Genomic DNA, 21,475 nt, shown 5'->3' on the forward strand with positions numbered 1-21,475 from the left:
GCCCCGGCCTACCCCTCGATATTTCGGAGCAACACACATGCAGAACAAAACCCGCCTCGCCTTCAATGCATACATGGAGGCGATCGCGAAACTGAACGGCGTGCCGAGCGCGGCCGTAAAGTTTGCGGTCGACCCGAGCGTGCAACAGAAGATCGAAACCAAGATGCAGGAATCGAGCACGTTCCTGTCGAAAATTAATGTCATGCCCGTGACAGAGCAACAGGGCGAAAAGCTCGGCCTCGGCATCGGTGGCCCGATCGCGAGCACGACCGACACGAAGGTTAAAGACCGCGAAACGGTCGACCCGACCGATCTGGATTCGAGCAAATACTTTGCCTCGCAAACGAACTTCGATTCGCACATTCCTTATGCGAAGCTCGACGCATGGGCGAAGTTTGCCGACTTTCAAACCCGCTTGCGCGACGCGATCGTGCAACGTATGGCGCTCGATCGCATCACGATCGGTTTCAACGGCACGAGGCGCGCGGCAACATCCGATCGCGCAAAAAACCCGCTGCTGCAAGACGTAAATATCGGATGGCTGCAAGCCTATCGTGCGCAAGCTGCGAAACGCGTGATGGATCACGGCAAGGCGGCCGGCAAGGTGCAAATCGGCGCCGGCGGCGATTACACGAACCTCGACGCGCTGGTGTATGACGTGGTGAATAACCTTGTCGACGCGTGGCACCGTGAAGATACGGCGCTCGTCGTGATCTGCGGCCGTGAAATGCTGCACGACAAGTATTTCCCGATTCTGAATCAGGAAAACAAGCCGACCGAGATGGCGGCGGCCGACATGATCGTGAGTCAGAAGCGCATCGGCGGCTTGCCGGCCGTGTCCGTGCCTTACTTCCCGGCTAATGCCGTCATGATTCAACGACTCGACAATCTGTCGATCTACTGGCAAGAGGGCGCGCGCCGTCGCACGCTCGTCGACAACGCAAAGCGCGATCGTGTCGAGAACTTCGAATCGTCGAATGATGCGTATGTCGTCGAAGATTTTGGCGCCGGCTGCCTGGTCGAGAACATCACTGCGGTGGCGGCCTAACCATGAAAAGCCCCGCCCAACGTCATTACGAACGCGTGTCGGCCGAAGAAGCTGCGGCATCGGCGGCGCCTGGTGAATCGCTTGCCGGCGCGAGCGCTTACGAGCTGATGCTTGCGAAGCTGGCGACCGATCGCCGACGCCTCAAATCGATCGCCTCGATCGAACGCAAGATCGCCGTAAAGCGTGCCGAGTTGCTGCCTGAATATGTCGACTATGTTGCGGGCGCACTGGCGGGCGGGCGGGGGGCGCAGGACGATGTTTTAACGACCGTGATGATCTGGCGCGTCGACGCGGGCGACTTCGCCGGCGCGCTCGATATCGCGCGGTATGCACTCGCGCACCGGATGACGCTGCCCGATCAATACGACCGGCCGCTCGCGACTGCGATCGCCGAGGAATTCGCCGAAGCCGCGCTTTCAGCGTTCAAGAAAGGCGGCGCCGATATCGGCGTGACTGCCGCGCAGCTCGTCGAAGTCGCGCAGCTCACCGCGTCGGCCGACATGCACGACCAGGTGCGCGCAAAGACGCACAAGGCACTCGGCTATATGGCCGAGCGCGACGGCAACGGCAAGGCCGCACTCGAACACCTATGCCGCGCACTCGAACTAGATTCGCGTATCGGCGTGAAACAGGACATTGCTCGGCTTGAAAAAGCCAGCATTGTGACCGGCGGCGACGCCAGCCGCACGTAAAGAGCCCCCCGGCTGGGCGGCGCCGGCTGACGATCGCAACACCTGACGGAAACGCGATCCGACGCCGGCCCACCGCCCACTATTTCAGAGCTGAAACCATGAGTAGCTTTTACGCGATCGCCGAACCGAACATCACGCCCGAGCCAACCCCGCCGGCGGCCGAGCTGATCGTGACTAATACGCACTGGTTTCCCTCTGTGGATCTGGCCCACATGCGCCAGGCGGTACGCCTCGACGGCACCGTTACGCATGCGCGCTTGCGCGATGCCGTGATCGCCGCGATCGACGAAGTAAATCGCGAACTGTCGACGTGGCGCCAGGCGCACCAGGCCGCCGGCGTCGCGACACTCGCCGAGCTGCCGGCCGACGATATCGGCGGTGAAAGCGTGCATCTCGCGCGCTATCGCCGCGCCGTCTATTACCTCGCGCGTGCTGACGTGACCGAGCAATACCGCGATTTCGATAGCACGAAATCGGGCGCGGCCGACGCGGCCGAGCTGGAAACGACGATCGACGCCGATCGCCGCAACGCTCGCCACGCAATCAACGACATGCGCGGCGCCGCGCGCACAACGGTAGAGCTGATCTGATGCGCGTCTATGCACAACAGGGCGATACGGTCGACTCGCTTTGCTTTCGCTATCTCGGCCGCACGCAAAGCGTCGTCGAGGCGACGCTAGAACTTAACGCCGGCCTGGCCGATCACGGCCCCGTGCTGCCGCTCGGCCTCGCCGTAGATCTGCCCGATCCGCCGAACGATCAATCAACGATCCAGCTCGTCAACCTTTTCGACTAACCCGGAGTCGCCAATATGGCCGAACCTAGCACCACTACCCTCGCCGTTGCATCGGCCGGCATCGGCTTTGCAAGCCTGCTTCCCGGCATTGACGGTAATGCGCTGATCGGCGCTTTCACTGGCGCCGCGCTCGTCGTCGTCACGTCGAAAGACATCTCGCTCGGCAAGCGCTTTGCGTATCTGGTGATTTCGCTGATCGCCGGCTATCTCGCCGCGCCCGATGTGGTGAGCCATACGCCAATCACGAGCACCGGCGTCGCTGCTTTCTTCGCTGCCGCTCTGGCAATCACCGTGACCCTGCAACTGATCGAACGCATCAAGTCTTTCGACCTGTTGTCGCTGTTTCGAAAGGGCTGACCCATGCACACCCCCCTCGCACTGATTGCGCTGACTGCGTATAGCGTCGCCGCGTTGTGCATCCTCGTCTATCGCCGCGACGGCGCGCGGCATCGTCGTCACGTTTCATGGTTCGCATGGCTGCTGCTGGTCATGCTCGGCGGCTCGGCGATCGAGCTGGCCTTGCATGCGAAGTCGGCCGGCTATTTCGAAGCGGTCCGCGCCGTTCTTTTCGCTGTTCTCATTTTTGGCGCACGCGGCAACGTCGCGCGCCTGCTGCGGAGTGCATGACATGAGCCTTAGAAAAGGCGATATCGGCGACGATGTATCGCTGTTGCAAAAGCGCCTCACGCGCGCCGGCTTTCCGGTCCCCGAGACGCACGTTTTCGACCATGAAACCGAATCCGCGGTGATGGCCCTGCAGAAAACTCGCGGCCTCGTGATCGACGGCATCGCCGGCCCGAAAACGATGATCGCCTTACCAGGCGTCGCGCTGCCGAGCCACCTTACCGATACCGACCTCGTGCGGGCGGCCGACGCGCTCGGCGTGTCCGTCGCATCGATCCGCGCCGTCAACGAAGTCGAATCACGCGGCGAAGGCTTTTTGACCGATGGCCGGCCCGTGATCCTGTTCGAGCGGCATGTGTTCTACAAGCGCCTGAAAGCGCAAGGCCTCGACGCTGACGCACTTGCGGCGAAGTATCCGAACATCGTATCGAGCACCGCCGGCGGTTACATGGGCAAGGCGGCCGAATACACCCGGCTCGCGACGGCCGAGCGTATCGACGCGGACGCGGCGCACGAGTCGGCGAGCTGGGGCGCGTTTCAAATCATGGGCTATCACTGGAATGCCCTTGAGTACTCGAGCATCGCCGATTTCGTCGTGCGCATGCAGCGCAGCGAAGGCGATCACCTCGACGCGTTCGTGCGGTTTATCGCGGCAGACACGGCCTTGCTTTCCGCGCTGAAGGGTAGGAAGTGGGCGGCCTTTGCGAAGGGCTACAACGGCCCGGATTACGCCCGCAACCTGTACGACGCGAAGCTCGCCCAGGCATACGCGAAATATGCCGATCGCGAGAAGGCGGCGGCATGAACGCGATCGCCGTGCGCCTCGGCACGATCGCGCTCGTCGTGCTCGCGCTCGTCGTCGGCTGGCTTTACGTGGAAAGCCTGCACGCCGAGCTGGTCGCGGCACAAGTCGATGCACGCACCGCGAAAGAGACGGTCGGCCGTCGCGACGCGTTGATCGCCGATCTACAGAAGAAAGCGCGCGACGACGCGCAAGCGCTCGCGCAGCTCGAAGCGAAGCGCCAACGCATCGCAGCCGACCTCGCACAATTCGAAACCGACTTTGAGGCTTTGAAGCATGAAAACGAAACGGTTCGCGCCTGGGCTGACGGCCCTTTGCCTGACGCTGTTGTGCGCCTGTACGACCGGCCCGCGATCACTGGAGCCGACGATTTCATTTCAGCAATGCGCGCCCGTCTCGCGCTGCACGCTGCCGGCGATGGCCCCGCGAACTAACGACGAGCTGCGCCGCGCGCTCGACGTGACTGAGGCGGCCTGGGGCGAATGTGCAGCCCGCGTAGACATGATCGCGACGTGCCAGGCGCAAGGCTTGCCCGCTCCCGACAAGGCCGACCATGAATAAGGCAACCAGTCTGCGCCGTGCCCTCACGGCGGCCGTGCCGTCGCTCGCGGTCGATCCCGACAAGCTGCTCGTGTTCATCGACGCCGGCAACATCATCGGCACCGGCGCCGTGTCGCTGTCGTTCGATTACGCGTACACCCTCAACGTCATCATTGAGGACTTCGCCGGCGACGCCGATACCGTGTTCGTCGCGGTGATGGCCTGGGTTCGGCGCAATCAATCGGACTTGCTCACGAATGACGATCTGCGAAAGTCGGGCATTTCCTTCGAAGCCGATCAATTGACGCAAACGACCGTCGATCTGTCGATCAAGCTGAGGCTCACCGAAAGCGTCGTCGTCGGCACCAATGACGCCGGCGAACAGACGATCAAGCACGTCGACGAGCCTGTGCCCGAATGGGACGTAAATAGCCTGGTCGATCCGCAATGGACGAGTTAAGCGCCCTCGAATCATGGGCGGGCGCGCTGCTCACGCAACTCGCCCCAGCTGCTCGCCGCGTCGCAACGCGCGAAATCGCGCACGAGCTGCAACGCAGTCAACGCACGCGCATCGCGCAGCAAAGCAACCCGGACGGCACGCCATTCGAGAAGCGCAAGCCGCGCCCGAAAAAGCACCTGTGCGGCAAGGCCGGCCGAATCAAGCGTGCGGCCATGTTCGCGAAGCTGCGGCAAACACGCTATCTGCGCACTGAATCAGACGCGGCCGGCATCGCGATCGGCTTTGCCGGCCGCGTGGCACGCGTGGCACGCGTCCACCAGTACGGCGAAACCGATCGCGTCGCCATGGGCGGCCCCTCATACAAATATCCGGCCCGCGTGCTGCTCGGATTCACCGACGCCGAGCGCAATTTGATTCGCGATCTGCTGCTCAAACACCTCGTGCGTTAATCGTTCGCCTACCGCAATAAGTACCCGACACGCTAACAAACGCCGCGTGATGACTCGCGCGTGCGTGCTCGGCAACATGGAGGCATGAACGCAAACGAATCCTCACGCCAATTTTTGAACGGCATCCGCAAGGGCACGGTGTTAGCCGTGCAGGGTGCGCTATGCCGCGTAGAAAGCGGCGATTTATCTACCGACTGGATTCAATGGTTCGTGCTTTTTGCCGGCGAAACGATCGAGTGGCTTGCGCCCTCGATCGGCGAAGGCGTAATGCTGTTGTGCCCGAGCGGCGACCCGGCGCAAGCCGTCGCGCTACGCGGGTTCTATTCCGAAGATTTCCCCCCGCCGAGCACTGACCCGGCGAAGCACGTCCGTAAGTATCGCGACGGCGCAACCGTCGAATACGACACAGTCGCCCACTCTCTCACCGCCAGATTGCCCGCCGGCGCGACCGTACTGATCGTCGCGCCTGGCGCGGTCAACGTGCAGACCAAGACCGCAACCATCGAAGCGGACGAAATGACGATCGACGCGAAAAACACCACCGTAACCGGCGCGATGCTGGTTAAAGGTTCGTTCGCGTTCGAGTCGGGCATGACCGGCAAGGGCGGTTCCGGCGGCTCGACCATGAAGATCGACGGCGGAGCCGAATTCACGCAAGACGTGATCGCGGCCGGCGTCAGTACCTCGAAGCATAAGCACCAGGCGCAAGGCACGAACGCCCAGACAAGTGAGCCGACGAAATGAAAGGCATGAACGCATTCACCGGTCGCGCGACGGCCGGCCTCGCACACCTGTATCAATCGATCACGAAGACTCTGACGACGCCGATCGGCACGCGCATCGCTCGCCGCGATTTCGGTTCCGAGCTGCCCGAGCTGGTCGACGCGCCGAACAATGGCGCAACGCGTGTTCGCCTGTATGCCGCGATCGCGACCGCGCTGATGCAGTGGGAACCCCGCTTGCGCCTGTCGCGCGTGCAGCTCTCGACGGAACAGACCGACACCGGCGCGGGCGTGCAGGTTGTCGACATTGAAGGCTCGACCACCGAAACCGGCGAGCCGGTATCGACGCGCGTGCAGCTGACGAACGGCGGTGCAGCATGAGCGCAACCCCGATCGATCTGTCGCGCCTGCCCTCGCCCGATATCGTCGAAACGATCGATTTCGAAACGCTGCTCGCCGAGCGCAAGGCGAAACTCGTGTCGCTCTACCCGGCCGACCAACAGGCCGAAGTAGCGGCGGCGCTCGCGCTCGAATCCGAGCCGATGAACATTCTTTTGCAGGAAAACGCCTATCGTGAAGTCGTGTTGCGTCAACGCGTCAACGATGCTGCACGTTCGATCATGCTGGCCTATGCACAAGGCACGACCCTCGAACACCTGGCCGCACTGTTCGAAGTGCAACGCCTGACGATATCCGAGCCTGACCCGGCCGACGATATCGACGGCGTTTACGAGAACGACACCGACTTGCGCGCCCGCACGCAGCTCGCACCGCAAGGCTTTTCCGTCGCCGGCCCCGAGGGGGCATACATCAAGCATGCGCGCGACGCCGATGGTCGCGTGCTCGATGCCTCGGCCGTTAGCCCCGCGCCGTGCGAAGTTGTCGTTACTGTCCTGTCGCGCGAAGGCGATGGCACGGCCGACAAGCCGCTCGTCGACAAGGTGCAAGCCGCGCTCTCGGCCGATGACGTGCGCCCGCTCACGGACTTCGTAACGACGCGCAGCGCAACCATCAAGCGATATGCGGTTCGCGCCACCCTCATTTTCTTCGCCGGCCCCGATCGCTCTGTCGCACTCGCCGAAGCAAACAAGCGCGTCAAGACGTACACGACCGAAATGCACAAGCTCGGCATGGAAATCACGCTCGACGGCATCTATGCCGCTGCGCGCGCGCCAGGTGTGCAAAAGGTGATTCTCGACGAGCCGGCCGCCGATATTCCGATTTCGAAAATGGAGTCGGCTTACTGCACGGCTATCGAGCTGATCGACGGGGGCATATACAACAATGAGTGAGCTGCTCGCCCCGAACTCGTCGACCACCGAGCGCAATCTTGCGCGTGTCGGCGCCCGCATTAGCGACATTCCGTCGCCGATCGCCGCGCTGATGGACCCTGACGCGATCCCGCTGCCGCTGCTGCCCTGGCTCGCGTGGCACCTCGGCGTCGACGCATGGAAAGACTATTGGCCCGAGCAAACGAAGCGTGCCCGCGTCAAGGCCGCCATTCCGATCGCACGCAAGAACGGCACGGCCGCTGCCGTGCGCCAGGTCGTCGCCACGTTCGGCGCAAATGTCGCGCTGCGCGAATGGTTCGAGCAAACGCCACGCGGCAAACCGGGCACGTTCGACGTAGTGCTCACCGTTAGCTCGCGCAACGGCGAAGCGCCGACCGCTGCACTCGTCGCCGACATCATCGCGGAGATTGATCGCACCAAGCCCGTGCGCGCGCATTACACCTTCACGCAAGGCTTTTCCATGCAGGGGACGCAACGCGTCGCAGCGGCTGTTCGGTGCGCGCTGTATCGCCGTCTTACTTTCTCGGATATCTGAACATGGCCGGAACCCTCATCACTGTTACCGACGCTGGACGCGCCGCGCTCGTTGCGCCTGGCAATGACGGCACCACCGCGCACCAGATCGTCGAAATCGGCCTCGCGAGCGCCCCTTTCACCGCTGACAAGGCAATGAAGGCGCTACCCGGCGAGCGCAAGCGCATCAAGACTTTCGCCGGCGAGAACGTCGCGCCCGACACGATCCATGTGACGTTGAAAGACGACACGGCCGATCAATTCACGCTGTACGGCTTTGGCCTGTACCTCGAAAACGACGTGCTGCTCGCGGCCTATGGGCAGGCAACGCCGATCATGGAAAAGTCGCCTGATGCGCTGCTGTTGCTGTCGGCCGATGTGCAATTCGCCACGATCGACGCGGCACAGCTCGTGTTCGGCGACGCCTCTTTCACGAACCCGCCGGCGACAACTCAGCGTCAAGGCGTGATCCAGCTCGCGACGCAAGCCGAAGTCGACGCCGGCGCCGACGCATCGCGCGCCGTCACGCCTGCCACGCTGAAACTACGGCTCGACAAGAAAGCGAACCTGTCGGGCGCTGACTTCACCGGCCCCGTAACCATCGCGGACGTGCTGCGATTTGCTGGCGCAATGGGCTCAAATATCACCGTGTCGGCCGGTAACGGCGACGGGGCTTCGGAGACCATCAACAACTTTGCGTTGCGCTCATGGTTCGGCATCGGGTTCGGCCCGTCGATCGATAACATGCACGTGCCGAGAGCCGAATACTCGCACTGGTTCGACACACGCACGGGCAATGCGGGCTTTCGTGGCTCGCTCGATGTTGCAGGCCTGATTACCGCGCAAACCCCGCCGGCGTCCGATGTGTCGCGCCGCGCGGCGACTACCGAATGGGTGATCGCGGCGATCGCGTCGGCTGCTGTCGGCACCATCGTTTTCGAAGCCCGCACAACGGCACGCGCCGGCTTTCTCAAGCTCAACGGGGCGGTACTCCGTCGCGCTGACTATCCGGCCTTGTGGGCCTATGCACAGGCGAGCGGCGCAATCGTCGCCGAGGCGTACTGGACGAGCAATTTCGGCTGTTTCTCGACCGGCGACGGTTCGACGAATTTTCGAATCCCCGAGCTGCGCGGCGAATTCTTGCGCTGTTGGGATGACGGGCGCGGCGCTGATCCGGGCCGAGGTATCGGCACCAATCAAGGCTCGCAAAACAGCTACCACGCCCACGGGGCCAGTTCGTCATGGGTCGGCGATCACATACACGGCGCATGGACCGACGCGCAAGGCTGGCACGGCCACGGCGTCAACGACCCCGGCCACAACCACCGCATGCACGCGCAAGACCCCGGCATTAGCGGCGGCGTCAACGACGGGGCGATTCTCTACCAGAACGCCCAAGGTAGGGCACCCGTCGACCCGTGGACGACTGGCGCGGGCACGGGCATTTGGCTCAACGGCGACGGCAACCACGGCCATAACGTCGGCATCGGCGGCGGCGGTGGCCACTCTCACGGCGTCACTGTCAACGGCGACGGCGGCAACGAAGCACGGCCGCGCAACATCGCCTTACTCGCAATGATTCGTGCTTACTGAAGGATCAAACCATGCTCATTCATCAATACGACGCCGAGACCGGCCAATACACATCAAGCCGCCTGGCTGATTCCGACCCGCTCAATCCCGACCGCTGGCTAGTGCCTGCATTCAGCACTATCGACGAGCTGCCGGCCCGCACGCCGCTTACGTGGCCGTTCTACCTCAACGGTACATGGAAGCTGCTGCCCGACTATCGCGGCCGGATACTGTATCGCCAGGACAACGGCGAGGCGGCCGAAATCCTCGTCGCCGGCACGACGCCGGCCGAGAACGGCCTGACGGAAACGCCGCGCCCCTCGGCTGAACACGTTTGGCGCGATGGCGCATGGACCATTGATCCGGCGATCGTTGCGCAAACCCTGCGCTCGGCCGCGATGGCCGAGTTTGAAACGCGCATGGCGCACGCACGCGAGATGAACAACGGCAAGGCCGACGCGATCGCGGCCGGCCTGCTGACGCCCGAGGAGGCGTATTACTTCCGCGCGTGGTCGGCCTATCAGCTCGCCCTTGTGCGCACGATCCAGCGCGAAGGGTTCCCCAATGCCGTGACATGGCCGGCCGATCCGATTTCGTTCGAAGAAGCAATGGCCCCCGTGATGGCCGAATTCGACGCGCGCATGACGAAGGCCAAGACCTTCACCGATGGCAAGGCCGACGCCTATGCGACCGGCACGCTGTCGGCGCGCGAGGCCTACGAATACCACGCGTGGAGCGACTACACGACCGCCCTTTCTCTCGCGCTCGAGCGCGACCCGCTGCCGGCCGTTCGCTGGCCGGCCGAGCCTCACCCCTATCCGCTGCCGGATGCACCGGAAACGTCCGATGCACCGCCGGCCGAGAACGCGTAACGCCGCAAGCGTCGCGAGCTGCAACCCGCCCTTTCACTGCCCTTAAACAAAGGTATACACATGGCAACTGACTATCACCACGGCGTGCGCGTACTGGAAATCAACGAAGGAACGCGCCCGATTCGCACCGTATCGACGGCCGTTGTCGGCCTCGTCGCGACCGGCCTCGATGCGGACAAAGACATGTTCCCGCTCGATACGGCCGTGCTGCTGACGAACATTCAATCGGCGCTTGGCAAGGCCGGCGACAAGGGCACGCTCGCGCGCTCCCTCGAAGCAATTTCGGCACAAACGAAGCCCGTCACGATCGTCGTGCGTGTCGCTGAAGGCACCGACGACGCCGCGACGACGAGCAACGTGATCGGCAAAACGGACACGAGCGGCCGTTTCACCGGTATGCAGGCGCTACTTGCCGCGCAAGCTCGGCTCGGCGTGAAGCCGCGCATTCTCGGCGCTCCTGGCCTCGACGCGCAACCCGTCGCGCAAGGCCTCGCCACGATCGCTCAAAAGCTGCGCGGGTTCGGCTACATCTCGGCGAACGGCTGCGAGACGAAGGAAGCGGCGACCGCGTACCGCAAGCAATTCAGCCAACGCGAGCTGATGGTGATCTGGCCGGATTTCGTCGGCTGGAACACGAGCACGAACGCGTATGACACGGTTGACGCGACGGCGATCGCGCTCGGCCTGCGCGCGAAGATCGACGAAGAAACGGGCTGGCACAAGACGCTTTCGAATATCGGCGTAAATGGCGTCACAGGTATCAGCCGCGATGTTTTCTGGGATCTGCAAGACCCGGCGACGGACGCGGGCTATCTGAACGAACAGGACGTGACGACGCTCGTGAATTCGAAGGGCTTTCGCTTCTGGGGTTCGCGCACCTGCTCGGATGATCCGCTGTTCGCGTTCGAGAACTACACCCGCACCGCGCAAGTGCTCGCCGACACGATGGCCGAGGCGCACATGCTGTATGTCGACAAGGATCTACACCCGTCGCTCGTGCGCGACATGATCGAGAGCGTCAATGCGAAATTCCGCGAGCTGATCCGAAACGGCTATCTCATCGGCGGCGAAGCATGGTTCGACGAAAGCGCGAACGACAAGGATTCGCTCAAGGCCGGCAAGCTGGCGATCGATTACGACTACACGCCCGTACCGCCGATCGAAAACCTGATGCTGCGCCAACGCATCACCGACCGTTACCTCGCCGATTTCGCCTCGCGCGTGTCGGCATAACCAGGAGCAATAGAACATGGCTTTGCCGAAGAAACTTAAGGCGTTCAACCTCTTTCAGAACGGCGAGAACTTCGTCGGCCAGGTGGCCGAAGTCACGCCCCCTAAGCTGACGCGAAAGATGGAGGCCTATCGCGGCGGCGGCATGAATGGCCCTGTCGATATCGACCAAGGGCAAGAGGGCATCGTGCTCGAATGGACGTGCGGCGGCCTCATGCGTTCCGTGCTCGCGCAATACGGCATCACGAAGCATGACGGCGTGCAACTGCGCTTCGCCGGCGCATATCGCGCCGACGACTCGGGCAAACCCGATGCCGTTGAAATCGTCGTGCGCGGCCGTCACAAAGAACTCGATTTCGGCAACGCGAAGCCCGGCGACGACACGTCTTTCAAAGTCTCGACGACGTGCAGCTATTACAAGCTCACGATCAACGGCGATACCGTGATCGAAATCGATCTGATGAACATGATCGAGAACGTCAACGGCGACGATCTGCTCGCCGATCTGCGCAAGGCGATCGGCCTGTAATCGATCGCACCTGATGCACTGCCCCGCTCGCGTGGCATCGTGCCGAGCGAGCACCAACAACCAAAACCCGAACAGAGAAAGAAATGATCGAACAAGCCATGCACGTACACCACATCACCGACTCCGGCCATTCGCACGGCGTCATCGATCCCGGCCATTCGCACGGCGTCACGCCGGCGACGCAACCCAAGCCGAACACCGTCACGCTCGACGCGCCGATCGAGCGCAACGGCGGGCAGACCATCACTGAAATCACGTTGCGCAAGCCAGCATCCGGCGAGCTGCGCGGCACGTCGCTCAATGCGCTTGTAAATCTGGACGTCGACGCGCTCGGCAAGGTGTTACCGCGTATCTCGTCGCCGACGCTGACCGAATTCGACGTGCAGCAGCTCGACCCGGCCGACCTCGTGCAATTGGGGGTCGTGTTCGCCGGTTTTTTGCTGCCGAAGCGTGCTCAGTAGAGCACGGCATACCCGACAGGGTTGAAGAAGCGATGGCCGATATCGCGACGGTCTTTCACTGGACCCCGCACGACATGCGCGACTTCACCCTCTGCGAGCTTGCCGCCTGGCGCGAGCGGGCGCGCGTCAGAAGCGGAGCGGAATGAAGATGGCCAGAAACGACCTCAAACTGCGCGTGCTGTTCGACATGGTCGACGGTGCAACGCGCCCGATCAAGTCCATCATCAACGGCAGCAAGGGGCTTGCTGCCGGGATGAAGGCATCACGCGACCGTCTTAAGGAGCTGGGCGAGGCGCAAAAGCGCATTGGTCAGTTTGCCGAACTCAAGCGAGGCATGCAGGGAGCTTCTGAGCGTGCGCGCGAATCGCAGGCACGCGTGCGAGCCCTCGCGCAGCAGATGAAATCGACGGCAAACCCGTCGCGTGAACTCGCACGCGCGTTCGGGCAGGCGACGAGGGAATCACGGCAGGCCAACGCACAACTCGCCCAGCACCGGCAACGCCTCGACGCCGCGCGCTCAAGCCTCACTGCGAACGGCATCAGCACCTCGAATCTCGCGAAGCATCAACGCACACTCAATGAGCAAACTGCCGCCGCGAATCGCGGACTCAGGCAGCAGGAAGAAAAGCTCAAACGCGTCACGCGCGAGCAGCAACGCATGCGCGCGACCCGCGAGAAATTCGACAAGGCGAAGAATCTGGCCGGGAGCACCGCGGCTATCGGCGCGACAAGTACCGCGCTTGGCGGCGGCGTGCTCATGAGCGCCCGCGGACTGCTGACGCCGGCCGTGGAGTACAACGCCGCAATGTCGAAGGTGCAGGCTCTCGCACGCATCGACAGGAACTCGGAGGAATTCAGGGCGCTGCGGGCGCAGTCGCGCGAACTGGGTGCAACGACGAGTTACACCGCGACACAGGCCGCCGACGGCCAGGGGTTTCTCGCAATGGCCGGCTTCAAGCCCGACCAGATCCTGAAGTCGATGCCAAGCGTGCTCGCGATGGCAAAGGCAGGCGACGCCGACCTCGCGCGTACCGCCGACATTTCATCGAACATCATGAGCGGCTTCGGCCTGCAGGCCGACGAAATGTCCCGCGTTGCCGACGTGCTGACGATGACTTTCACGACGGCCAACACCAATCTGGATATGCTGGGCGAAACCATGAAATACATGGGACCTGTCGCCAAGGCCGCCGGAATGTCGCTCGAAGAGGCCGCCGCAATGGCAGGCCTGCTTGGCAATGTGGGTATCCAGGCAAGCCAGGCCGGCACGACGCTACGATCGATGCTGCTGCGGCTCGCGTCGCCAACGTCGAAGGCCTCGAAGGCCCTGAAAGAGCTGGGCGTATCGTCACGCGACGCGAAAGGCAACGTGCGCGATATCACGTCTGTGCTGAGCGACGTGGCCGCCAAGACCGAGAAGATGGGTTCGGGCGAGAGGCTCGGCTATCTGAAACGGATTTTTGGCGAGGAACCGGCGGCCGGCATGGCCGAGCTGATTGCGCAACAGGGTACGCGGGGCATCGACAAGTATGTCGAAATCGTGAAGGCCTCGGCAGGCATCGCAACGCAGACGGCCGCGATCATGGCCGATAACCTGAAAGGCGATCTGCTGACTGCCAAATCGGCATGGGAAGATTTCGGCATCACGGTGTCAGACACGGTAGACGGACCGCTGCGTAAGGTCACACGGACCGTGACCGAAACGATCCGCAAGGTTAGTGAGTGGTCGAAGCGTAACCCCGAGCTGACCGCGACGATCACGAAGATCGCGCTCGTCGCCGGCGCCGCACTTGGCGTGCTCGGCGCGCTCACGCTCGCCTTCGCCGCCGTGCTGGTCCCGATGGCTGCGGTGAAAATGTCGCTCGGCGTGCTTGGCATCAAGGGCGGCAGCGCGATCGGTATGCTCTGGAACCTCGGCGCGCGCGTGCTGCCATTTCTCGGCACGGCGCTCAAGGTCATCGGGCGCGCGGCGATGACCAACCCGATCGGGCTGACGATCACCGCGATCGCGGTCGCGGCGCTACTCATTTACCGGTACTGGGAGCCAATCAAGGCGTTTTTCCGCTCGATATGGGAGGAAGTGCGCGCGGCGTTCGATGGCGGCCTTGCCGGCATCGGCGCGCTGATCCTCAACTGGTCGCCGCTCGGCCTGTTCCATCGCGCCTTCGCGGCCGTGCTCCGATGGTTCGGCATCGACGTGCCTGCGAAGTTTTCGGAATTCGGCGCGAACCTGATTTCGGGCCTCGTCAACGGCATCACGAAAAGCCTCGGGACCGTGAAAAGCGCGATTACCAACGTCGCGAGTAGCACCGTCACATGGTTCAAGGAAAAACTCGGCATTCATAGCCCGTCGCGTGTGTTCGGCGAGCTGGGCGGGTTCATCACCCAGGGCGCGGCGATCGGCATGCAGGCCGAGCAAGGCCGCATCGCGAAAGCTGCGGTCGGCCTCGCGACGCTCGCGGCGACCTCGTTCGCCGGCACAGGGGCCGCACAGGCCGCCGGCGACCCCGGCGTGACGATCGACACCCGGCCAGCGCTGCAAGCCCGCCACGCGGCCGCGAACGGGGCCAATACGGCGGCCGGCGGCAATCAATACGTGTTCCACATCACCGGCGCGGATCCGAAAGAGATCGCGAATCAGGTGCGACAGGCGATCGAGCAAATCGAGCGCAAGAAGGCCTCGCGCGTTAGCTCGCGCCTGTCGGATTAACCGGGAGAGAAAGCAATGATGATGGCCCTCGGGCAGTTCGTTTTCAGCCTGCCTACCCTCGCCTATCAAGAGCTGCAACGGCGCACGAGCTGGAAGCATCGCAACACCTCGCGCGTCGGCGCCCGTGACGCGCGGCAATACACCGGCAAGGGCGACGACGCGATCACGATGACGGGATGGTTTGCCCCCGACCAGGGTATCGGCATGCTGTCGTCGCTTACCGAGCTGCGCAACATGGGCGACGACGGCGACGCCTATGCGCTCGTCGACGGCGCCGGCAATGTGTACGGCGCGTTCGTGATCGAAGGCCTCGACGAAGGGCAAACGCTACACCAGAAGGACGGCACGCCGAGGCGCATCGAATTCACGTTGAGCCTGATGCGCGTCGACGATGGTCTCGTGAAAACGAAAACCGAGCCGAAGAAGGACGAGGCACAATGAAGCAACCGACGCCGGTCTATCAAATCACGCTCAATGGAAAGGATCTGACGGGCAAGATCGAGCCACGCCTTGTGAGCCTCTCGATCGACGAGTCGCGATCGGACGAGGCCGACTCGCTGACGCTCGTGCTCGACGACTCAGACGGCAAGCTCGCAATTCCGAAGCGCGGCGAAGTTGTGCGCGCGTCGATCGGATGGGCCGACACGGGCCTCGTCGACAAGGGGTCTTTCACGATCAACGAAGTCGAACACGCCGGCGCCCCAGATACGATCACCATTCAGGCGCGATCGGCCTCGATGACGAACGCCATGAGCGAGCGGAAGGAAAAGAGCTGGCACGGCGAGACGATTGGCGCGATCGTGCGCAAAGTTGCCGGCTCGCACAACCTGAAAGCGGCCGTTGCCGACACGCTCGCGAAAATCGTGATCGGGCATATTGACCAGACGCATGAGTCCGACATGTCGTTTCTCACGCGCCTCGCGAAGCGCTACGACGCCGTGATGAACGTGAAAGATACGCGCCTGCTGTTCATGCCGACCGGCCACGGCACGAGCGTAAGCGGCAAGCCGCTCACGTCGATCGAGCTGACGCGCAAGGATGGCGACCGCCACCGTTACCACGTATCGGAGCGCGAGAACTATGCCGGCGTGCGCGCGTTCTATCAAGCGACCGGCCGAGCGAAACGAAAGTCCGTTGTCGTCGGCGGCGAGAACAATCACAGCATCAAGGTTTTGCCCGAGACATACCCGACCGAGGCCGAGGCCCGCGCCGCGGCAACGTCCGAACTCAACCGCGCGCAGCGCAGTCAGGCGACCATGAGTTACATGCTCGCGCTCGGCCGGCCCGACCTCTACCCCGAAGTGCCCGTCTATCTCAACGGGTTCAAGCCCGATATCGATGATGAATCATGGCTCGTGAAAAGGGTGCGGCACGAGCTGATGGATAACGGCTATACGTGCGAACTCGAACTGGAAATGCGAGACGATCCGACAAGCAACCGGCACCGCTCGCACTTCAGGCGCGGGGGGTAGAGCTAATGGTTTGCGGTATATTGAACAACCACTAAGGAAGAGGACGCAATGAGCGATTTGCTGGACTGGGTAGAACAAACGGCGATCGAGAATCTGAAGTCACATCACGCGTGCGCTGATGTGATCGCAAAGGATGCTGCTACGACACTAACGGTGTTCCTGGCAGCGCTGGGCGGTGGTCTGGCATACGCAGCGAAAGCTCTCGAACTGCACAGCGTGAACTGGCTTTCGGTGGGCGCTATCGTATTTACGGGGTGGTTCCTGATCCTGAGTCTGCTGCTCGTTCGGAACTGCCTGATGTTCCGGGCAATGCCCTCTATCTATAACGAGCCGCGGAACCTTTATCAGCCGGCATATTCGCTTGACCAGCTGAAAGAAGCGGAAGTCGAAGGCATGCAGCGCCGCATCGACATGGCGGCCAAGAGCAACGCCGGAGTCGTCGTGTGGCTCAATCGGCTGCGGCTCGCGGCCGCAGCCAGTCCAATTGTCTTTATCGCTGCTGCTTTTGTGGCGTCGAAGGTGTCGGTGTAGGCGTGCCCTTGTTGAATCCATCCTTGGTTGGTGCCCGGTAAACAGGCTGCGGGTCGGGCACGATTGGCCTATTATTCGAAGAACTCATTGATGTTCCCGTTTGTTTCAGGTCTAGGAGCCGGTAAACATACCAGAGTATTTGTGAGCCCCCGCTTCGGCGGGGTTCTTTCTTGTCGCGTACCATTCGACTGCCTCATGAATGTCCGCCCGACGCGTCATCGGCTTGGGCGGAACAGCCTTCCCCCGAGTGCGCGCATTCCTCAAGTGCCTCAAGTACCAATCTCAACTTGGTAACGGCTGATACCGTCATTTCGATGCCCTTGATGGCTGACGCCAGGGCATCAGTCACCAGCGTGCTTACGTGTTCCGCTGTGTCGCAGTCATCACCTAGCACGACTGGCACCGGGCGGCACCGGGTAGCAGGAAACGTTCGATCTTGATACTGTTCCTCGCTAGCGCATTCGTTTGAACTGAGCTGGTTATTGGTAACCTCGTGCTGCGGATTCATTACGGACTCCCCCACTTTTTGATACTGCGCATTCAAAAAGACAAACAGCCGCATCGCAATAACCATAATGTGCGAACGGTTAATCGCCATTAACGCAGAAATCGAGTCACTTGGAAACGAATCGAAAGCAGAACAAAAGGTAGCAGAAAGGTAACCTTTCTATGCTAAATGCTTTCGAGTTGGTTACGGTGTGGTACACCACGAGGCTTTCGGTATGACTACCCGGAATCATCGAAGTGACCTGAACTGGAACCTGTTGCGCGATTTCCTGACGATCGCCGCACATGATTCATTCACCGAAGCGGCAAAGGCGACGGGCACAGTCCGCCCAGCTATCAGCCGAAAAGTCGCGGATCTGGAAAAAGCGCTTGGATTCTCGATCGTGGAACGCTCGCCGGGCAGGTCCGGCTTGCGGTTGACCAGACGCGGGAAGGTGCTCCATCGGGCTATTCTGGAATTCGACGGAAACCTCTCCGTCGTGCGGAAACTCGCGGCCAAGTCTGCTGGCGACAGGACTAACCCGCTAGGTCGCGCCGAAACCGCATTGCACGACTTGCAAGATGCCATTGAGGAACTGAAGGCGCACGATTCCGCGCACCATACCCCGCCATAGGGTGCTATTCGGAATCCTTCTGGTGCTTTGACGGCGCCTTACCCCTAGGCTGCTTGATCCGATACTCGCCGACTACCTCCATTGCTTTCCGTACAGTGTCGGCCGCCTGCTGATCGAGCGCAGCAACACGGTTGGAGGCGAGCCTTTTCACACGACGCTCCTGCGGCGGCACCGGCTCACCGCTTGCGGTCAATGTGCTGCTCTCAAGGCACGTCTGGACCAAGGACCGCACCGCTGCCTTGCTAGGCACGTTGAGCAGACGATATCCACCAAGCAGCTCACTTTCATCTGCCGGTAGCGTGCGGAATGCTGCTTCGCCGGTGATCACATAAACGATGTCAACGCCTACCTGAAGAAGCGCCATCAAATAATTAGCGTCCGGCGATCGAGCACCGGACTCGTAGTTCATTTGCGCTTTCTTTTGCAGACCACCAACGGCCGCAAGTTCCTCTTGACTTAGGCCAACACGCATTCGCTCTTGTCGCAAGCGCTCGCCAAAGGTGCTCATTTGATACCCTAAGTGTTTACATTCCCCTTTCGGGGACTTTATACTAGCTTTACCGTAACGAAAGGCTAAGTGTCCAAAGTATACCCATGAGCAAACTCAAAGGCCCCTGCCGCCAACCTCGTGGCGTACTGTCCCCCGAGCCGGTGCTCTTTCGTCTGATGCCTGAAGAGAGGCAGGCGCTTGAGACGCTGGCCGCGAGCACAAACTGCTCCCTTTCGCGAACCGCCGGTGAAGTGTTCCGCGAAGGCCTCGGCCCCTACAGCAAAAAGGTTATGCAAGGCGCTGCTCAAGCGCACGCAAAACCCATTGCGGAAAGTTGAACCATGAGATCCCCCGTTCGTATCGAAGCCGCGCTGCGCATGGCGTTGAGCGGCCCCAAGCGCCACGGCGTACAGCAGGCGATCCGCTGGGATGACTCCCAGGTGAGCCGCTTCCTGAGCGGCGGCCAAGGCGTCGTCATTGACAAGATCGACGCACTCGTCGCCGCCGTCGGCTTTGTCCTCGTGACGCGCAAATACCTTGATGCCGTCACCACGCTCGGCGAAGTGGGCGTCCACTGTGAATGTGCTCGCCAGGGCTTCGGTGAGTGCGGGAAACATCACCCGGAGTCGCAATGCGAATCCTGAACCGCTGCCCCCATTGCCGCACCCGCGCCACCGCGCGCAGCAGTCGCGATATGTCGCTGACATTCCGCGAAGTGACATTCATGTGCAACAACCCCGAATGCGGCCACACGTACGTCGTGAACATGGAATTCGCGCGGACGCTGTCACCGTCTGCGACGCCGAATCTATCGCTCAATCTACCGCTTTCGCCCCATGTGCGGGAGCGCCTAGTTGAACAGCTAGCACTCGACATCTAGCGCCTCTTAACCGAATCCCCGTCTGTCCCTCGCATCGTGCCCAAGCGGCATGAGGGACTTTTTTTGCCTGAAAAAAGGAGAGTCTTATGCATCGCCCTGCATCCAGTTCCGCCCTTTCGACCACAGACCTCACGACGCTCGCCCCGGCGGAGCGTGTCGACTATCTCCGCATTCTCTGGAACGCGGACATTCCCCCGCTCAAGTTCGTCGCAATAGCGCGTCGCCTTGGCTATTTCGTCATGTGCCAATGGGATAGCGAGCATGGCATGCCCATGCTGTCCACCCTGCACTGAGCCAGTCATGAAAGCCCCGCTCACTGACGCCCGGCTTCGCGCCGCCTGGCACCGGTTGCGCATGAAAGGCGATTACGAAGCATCAATGCGCAACCGTGCCGTGAGGTGTGCAGTTGAAGCCGCCGGCCGCGCGCTCGAAGCGAGCGAGCAAAAACGCGCCCGTCGACTACGCGAGAACCGCGCGGCCGGCGAGCGCCACGAGTAACCAGCACCGGTAATCGGTGCGTATACAAGGAACCACACCATGAAGCCCTACGTTTTCGGCATCGGCGTGTTGCTGATGCTCTCGTTCTCTCTCGCCGGTCTGACCTTCACCGCTGTGGGCGTACTCCGTCGCTACGAACTGCGGTTTGGACCGCTGTTGTCTCTTGTGATTGCCACAGGCTCGCTCATTGCGATGATTGCCGCGCTCGCCTGGTCGGTTCCTTCGCAGGGGATGATGCAATGAAAAAGATCTTTGTCGTCGAAATCGATACAGAGCACCTGGCCAGCGTTTCCGACGAATATCTCGCGGCGTACTGGTATCGAGCGCAGTTTCTGCCCGTCGAGCACGGCGACCATGACGCCTGCGAAGCAGTACGTGCCATCAGCGTTGAAATCATCAAGCGCTGGATGGGCAGCCAACCGATACCGATGTTCAACATCCAGCCGGCCGACTACTGGATCAAGCAGTTTCGTCAATTTGCCCGCTGGAACGGCTCGGAGTGGATCGCGGCCCCCACCGATGGTGAATCGCGCGCGCCGGCGTTCCCGCAAACAACAACCGGCAACCCTACAGAAACACCCGCAGCAAGCAACTCACGCGAGGACACGCACTCATGACTGACACGATGAACAACGAAAGGATCGGACAGGTGACGAGTACCTACTGCCGGGCGCTTAACGAAGAAGGCACACCCGTTTGGTACTTTGACGACGTGATGGAGTTTGCACACGCGCTCCTATCGGCTATCAGGCCAGCGATGGAGCGGAACGGGAGCGCGACGGCCACGGGAAAAGCATGTCCGGAATGCAGCGAGAGCGAAGGTCACTGGATGTGCATGCATCCGTTGCCAAACCGGAAAGCGCACTGCGTCCGCAATGCGGCCAGCGCGCCAGTTGCACAGTCACACTGTCATACAGCCCCTGCGAAGGCGCCCCATGACGCCGTACTGGCGGCGGCGATCGCCCGCGCGGCAGACCAACTGCGGTTCGATAACCGTCCGGGCAGCATTGAGCGGCAATGCACCCTTGGTCTGTTCGTTGCCGCGTTGAGCGACCGTCTGGCGCTCGCCTTCCCGCACTCTGCCGATGCACTGAAAGCCGTCGTATTCAGTCCGGCCACAGACAGCAACCCGGTCGAAACATCTCGTCCCCAGTCACAGCAACACGCATAA

Annotated in this window: 36 protein-coding genes; 34 read left to right on the forward strand and 2 right to left on the reverse strand. The window is 61.9% G+C overall.

The window, feature by feature from the left end; all coding sequences use genetic code 11:
- Positions 1 to 37: 37 nt before the first annotated feature.
- From SB772_RS24360 to SB772_RS24480, 25 genes are all read left to right on the forward strand, one after another.
- Complete coding sequence (locus SB772_RS24360) at positions 38 to 1,048, forward strand: phage major capsid protein, P2 family (RefSeq protein WP_410835762.1); 1,011 nt, start codon at positions 38 to 40, stop codon at positions 1,046 to 1,048.
- A gap of 2 nt (positions 1,049 to 1,050) precedes the next feature.
- A complete protein-coding gene (gene gpM, locus SB772_RS24365) occupies positions 1,051 to 1,740 on the forward strand; it encodes a phage terminase small subunit (protein ID WP_410835763.1) in 690 nt (229 codons plus the stop codon).
- A 98-nt stretch (positions 1,741 to 1,838) separates the two neighbouring features.
- On the forward strand, positions 1,839 to 2,330 hold the full coding sequence (locus SB772_RS24370; RefSeq protein WP_410835764.1) for a head completion/stabilization protein: 492 nt from the start codon (positions 1,839 to 1,841) through the stop codon (positions 2,328 to 2,330).
- A complete protein-coding gene (locus SB772_RS24375; RefSeq protein WP_410835765.1) occupies positions 2,330 to 2,536 on the forward strand; it encodes a tail protein X in 207 nt (68 codons plus the stop codon). Before SB772_RS24370 ends, SB772_RS24375 begins: the two co-directional genes overlap by 1 nt.
- A 15-nt stretch (positions 2,537 to 2,551) precedes the next feature.
- Positions 2,552 to 2,893, forward strand: a complete 342-nt coding sequence (locus SB772_RS24380) for a putative holin (protein WP_410835766.1) — start codon at positions 2,552 to 2,554, stop codon at positions 2,891 to 2,893.
- 3 nt (positions 2,894 to 2,896) lie between these two features.
- A complete protein-coding gene (locus SB772_RS24385; protein WP_410835767.1) occupies positions 2,897 to 3,163 on the forward strand; it encodes a phage holin family protein in 267 nt (88 codons plus the stop codon).
- Position 3,164: 1 nt separating this feature from the next.
- Complete coding sequence (locus tag SB772_RS24390; protein ID WP_410835768.1) at positions 3,165 to 3,965, forward strand: N-acetylmuramidase domain-containing protein; 801 nt, start codon at positions 3,165 to 3,167, stop codon at positions 3,963 to 3,965.
- Positions 3,962 to 4,396 carry an Rz-like lysis system protein LysB gene (gene lysB, locus SB772_RS24395; RefSeq protein WP_410835769.1) on the forward strand — a complete coding sequence of 145 codons (435 nt, stop codon included), beginning with the start codon at positions 3,962 to 3,964 and terminating at the stop codon, positions 4,394 to 4,396. Before SB772_RS24390 ends, lysB begins: the two co-directional genes overlap by 4 nt.
- Positions 4,290 to 4,523 carry an Rz1-like lysis system protein LysC gene (gene lysC, locus SB772_RS24400; protein ID WP_410835770.1) on the forward strand — a complete coding sequence of 78 codons (234 nt, stop codon included), beginning with the start codon at positions 4,290 to 4,292 and terminating at the stop codon, positions 4,521 to 4,523. Before lysB ends, lysC begins: the two co-directional genes overlap by 107 nt.
- Positions 4,516 to 4,962, forward strand: coding sequence for a phage tail protein (locus SB772_RS24405; protein ID WP_410835771.1), 447 nt, complete (start codon positions 4,516 to 4,518; stop codon positions 4,960 to 4,962). The genes lysC and SB772_RS24405 overlap by 8 nt, the downstream gene beginning before the upstream one ends.
- Positions 4,950 to 5,411, forward strand: a complete 462-nt coding sequence (locus SB772_RS24410; protein WP_410835772.1) for a phage virion morphogenesis protein — start codon at positions 4,950 to 4,952, stop codon at positions 5,409 to 5,411. The genes SB772_RS24405 and SB772_RS24410 overlap by 13 nt, the downstream gene beginning before the upstream one ends.
- Before the next feature lie 84 nt (positions 5,412 to 5,495).
- Entirely contained in the window at positions 5,496 to 6,155 is a 660-nt protein-coding gene (locus SB772_RS24415) for a phage baseplate assembly protein V (protein ID WP_410835773.1), read from the forward strand.
- Positions 6,152 to 6,514 (forward strand): GPW/gp25 family protein, encoded by a 363-nt coding sequence (locus SB772_RS24420; RefSeq protein ID WP_410835774.1) that lies wholly within the window; start codon positions 6,152 to 6,154, stop codon positions 6,512 to 6,514. Before SB772_RS24415 ends, SB772_RS24420 begins: the two co-directional genes overlap by 4 nt.
- Positions 6,511 to 7,425 carry a baseplate J/gp47 family protein gene (locus tag SB772_RS24425; RefSeq protein WP_410835775.1) on the forward strand — a complete coding sequence of 305 codons (915 nt, stop codon included), beginning with the start codon at positions 6,511 to 6,513 and terminating at the stop codon, positions 7,423 to 7,425. Before SB772_RS24420 ends, SB772_RS24425 begins: the two co-directional genes overlap by 4 nt.
- Entirely contained in the window at positions 7,418 to 7,960 is a 543-nt protein-coding gene (locus SB772_RS24430) for a phage tail protein I (RefSeq protein WP_410835776.1), read from the forward strand. Before SB772_RS24425 ends, SB772_RS24430 begins: the two co-directional genes overlap by 8 nt.
- A 2-nt stretch (positions 7,961 to 7,962) precedes the next feature.
- On the forward strand, positions 7,963 to 9,531 hold the full coding sequence (locus SB772_RS24435) for a tail fiber protein (RefSeq protein ID WP_410835777.1): 1,569 nt from the start codon (positions 7,963 to 7,965) through the stop codon (positions 9,529 to 9,531).
- 11 nt (positions 9,532 to 9,542) lie between these two features.
- On the forward strand, positions 9,543 to 10,382 hold the full coding sequence (locus SB772_RS24440; protein WP_410835778.1) for a tail fiber assembly protein: 840 nt from the start codon (positions 9,543 to 9,545) through the stop codon (positions 10,380 to 10,382).
- A 60-nt stretch (positions 10,383 to 10,442) separates the two neighbouring features.
- Complete coding sequence (locus SB772_RS24445; protein WP_410835779.1) at positions 10,443 to 11,615, forward strand: phage tail sheath protein; 1,173 nt, start codon at positions 10,443 to 10,445, stop codon at positions 11,613 to 11,615.
- A 16-nt stretch (positions 11,616 to 11,631) separates the two neighbouring features.
- The gene (locus SB772_RS24450; protein WP_410835780.1) at positions 11,632 to 12,141 is read left to right on the forward strand and encodes a phage major tail tube protein; all 510 of its coding nucleotides are present in this window, start codon (positions 11,632 to 11,634) and stop codon (positions 12,139 to 12,141) included.
- 83 nt (positions 12,142 to 12,224) lie between these two features.
- Positions 12,225 to 12,602 (forward strand): phage tail assembly protein, encoded by a 378-nt coding sequence (locus SB772_RS24455; RefSeq protein ID WP_410835781.1) that lies wholly within the window; start codon positions 12,225 to 12,227, stop codon positions 12,600 to 12,602.
- A gap of 32 nt (positions 12,603 to 12,634) precedes the next feature.
- Positions 12,635 to 12,748, forward strand: a complete 114-nt coding sequence (locus SB772_RS24460; RefSeq protein WP_410835782.1) for a GpE family phage tail protein — start codon at positions 12,635 to 12,637, stop codon at positions 12,746 to 12,748.
- On the forward strand, positions 12,745 to 15,312 hold the full coding sequence (locus SB772_RS24465) for a phage tail tape measure protein (protein WP_410835783.1): 2,568 nt from the start codon (positions 12,745 to 12,747) through the stop codon (positions 15,310 to 15,312). The genes SB772_RS24460 and SB772_RS24465 overlap by 4 nt, the downstream gene beginning before the upstream one ends.
- A 15-nt stretch (positions 15,313 to 15,327) precedes the next feature.
- On the forward strand, positions 15,328 to 15,753 hold the full coding sequence (locus SB772_RS24470) for a phage tail protein (RefSeq protein WP_410835784.1): 426 nt from the start codon (positions 15,328 to 15,330) through the stop codon (positions 15,751 to 15,753).
- Complete coding sequence (locus tag SB772_RS24475) at positions 15,750 to 16,784, forward strand: phage late control D family protein (RefSeq protein ID WP_410835785.1); 1,035 nt, start codon at positions 15,750 to 15,752, stop codon at positions 16,782 to 16,784. Before SB772_RS24470 ends, SB772_RS24475 begins: the two co-directional genes overlap by 4 nt.
- Positions 16,785 to 16,832: 48 nt before the next feature.
- Positions 16,833 to 17,315 (forward strand): hypothetical protein, encoded by a 483-nt coding sequence (locus SB772_RS24480; protein ID WP_410835786.1) that lies wholly within the window; start codon positions 16,833 to 16,835, stop codon positions 17,313 to 17,315.
- A gap of 193 nt (positions 17,316 to 17,508) precedes the next feature.
- Here SB772_RS24480 and SB772_RS24485 read toward each other — a convergent pair whose 3' ends face one another.
- Positions 17,509 to 17,913: a hypothetical protein gene (locus tag SB772_RS24485; protein WP_410835787.1), complete on the reverse strand. Its 405-nt coding sequence runs from the start codon at positions 17,911 to 17,913 to the stop codon at positions 17,509 to 17,511.
- Positions 17,914 to 18,079: 166 nt separating this feature from the next.
- Between SB772_RS24485 and SB772_RS24490 the strand changes: the two genes are divergently transcribed.
- Positions 18,080 to 18,436, forward strand: coding sequence for a LysR family transcriptional regulator (locus tag SB772_RS24490; protein WP_410835788.1), 357 nt, complete (start codon positions 18,080 to 18,082; stop codon positions 18,434 to 18,436).
- 4 nt (positions 18,437 to 18,440) lie between these two features.
- Here the strand turns inward: SB772_RS24490 and SB772_RS24495 are convergent, their stop codons facing one another.
- Positions 18,441 to 18,944, reverse strand: coding sequence for a helix-turn-helix domain-containing protein (locus SB772_RS24495; protein WP_410835789.1), 504 nt, complete (start codon positions 18,942 to 18,944; stop codon positions 18,441 to 18,443).
- An 86-nt stretch (positions 18,945 to 19,030) separates the two neighbouring features.
- Here SB772_RS24495 and SB772_RS24500 point away from each other — a divergent pair, with 86 nt between their 5' ends.
- The 8 genes from SB772_RS24500 to SB772_RS24535 all read left to right on the forward strand — a co-directional run bounded on the left by SB772_RS24500 (position 19,031) and on the right by SB772_RS24535 (position 21,475).
- Positions 19,031 to 19,264 carry a hypothetical protein gene (locus SB772_RS24500; RefSeq protein ID WP_410835790.1) on the forward strand — a complete coding sequence of 78 codons (234 nt, stop codon included), beginning with the start codon at positions 19,031 to 19,033 and terminating at the stop codon, positions 19,262 to 19,264.
- Between the two features lie 3 nt (positions 19,265 to 19,267).
- Positions 19,268 to 19,570, forward strand: a complete 303-nt coding sequence (locus SB772_RS24505) for a DNA-binding protein (RefSeq protein ID WP_410835791.1) — start codon at positions 19,268 to 19,270, stop codon at positions 19,568 to 19,570.
- Entirely contained in the window at positions 19,558 to 19,806 is a 249-nt protein-coding gene (locus tag SB772_RS24510) for an ogr/Delta-like zinc finger family protein (RefSeq protein ID WP_410835792.1), read from the forward strand. The genes SB772_RS24505 and SB772_RS24510 overlap by 13 nt, the downstream gene beginning before the upstream one ends.
- An 86-nt stretch (positions 19,807 to 19,892) precedes the next feature.
- Positions 19,893 to 20,099 (forward strand): hypothetical protein, encoded by a 207-nt coding sequence (locus SB772_RS24515; RefSeq protein WP_410835793.1) that lies wholly within the window; start codon positions 19,893 to 19,895, stop codon positions 20,097 to 20,099.
- Positions 20,100 to 20,106: 7 nt separating this feature from the next.
- Positions 20,107 to 20,304 carry a hypothetical protein gene (locus SB772_RS24520; RefSeq protein WP_410835794.1) on the forward strand — a complete coding sequence of 66 codons (198 nt, stop codon included), beginning with the start codon at positions 20,107 to 20,109 and terminating at the stop codon, positions 20,302 to 20,304.
- 39 nt (positions 20,305 to 20,343) lie between these two features.
- Positions 20,344 to 20,547, forward strand: coding sequence for a hypothetical protein (locus SB772_RS24525; RefSeq protein ID WP_410835795.1), 204 nt, complete (start codon positions 20,344 to 20,346; stop codon positions 20,545 to 20,547).
- Positions 20,544 to 20,921: a hypothetical protein gene (locus SB772_RS24530; protein WP_410835796.1), complete on the forward strand. Its 378-nt coding sequence runs from the start codon at positions 20,544 to 20,546 to the stop codon at positions 20,919 to 20,921. The genes SB772_RS24525 and SB772_RS24530 overlap by 4 nt, the downstream gene beginning before the upstream one ends.
- Positions 20,922 to 21,250: 329 nt before the next feature.
- Positions 21,251 to 21,475, forward strand: coding sequence for a hypothetical protein (locus tag SB772_RS24535; RefSeq protein ID WP_410835806.1), 225 nt, complete (start codon positions 21,251 to 21,253; stop codon positions 21,473 to 21,475).

It is taken from the genome of Paraburkholderia sp. SIMBA_030 (assembly GCF_046535245.1).
Lineage (GTDB): Bacteria > Pseudomonadota > Gammaproteobacteria > Burkholderiales > Burkholderiaceae > Paraburkholderia.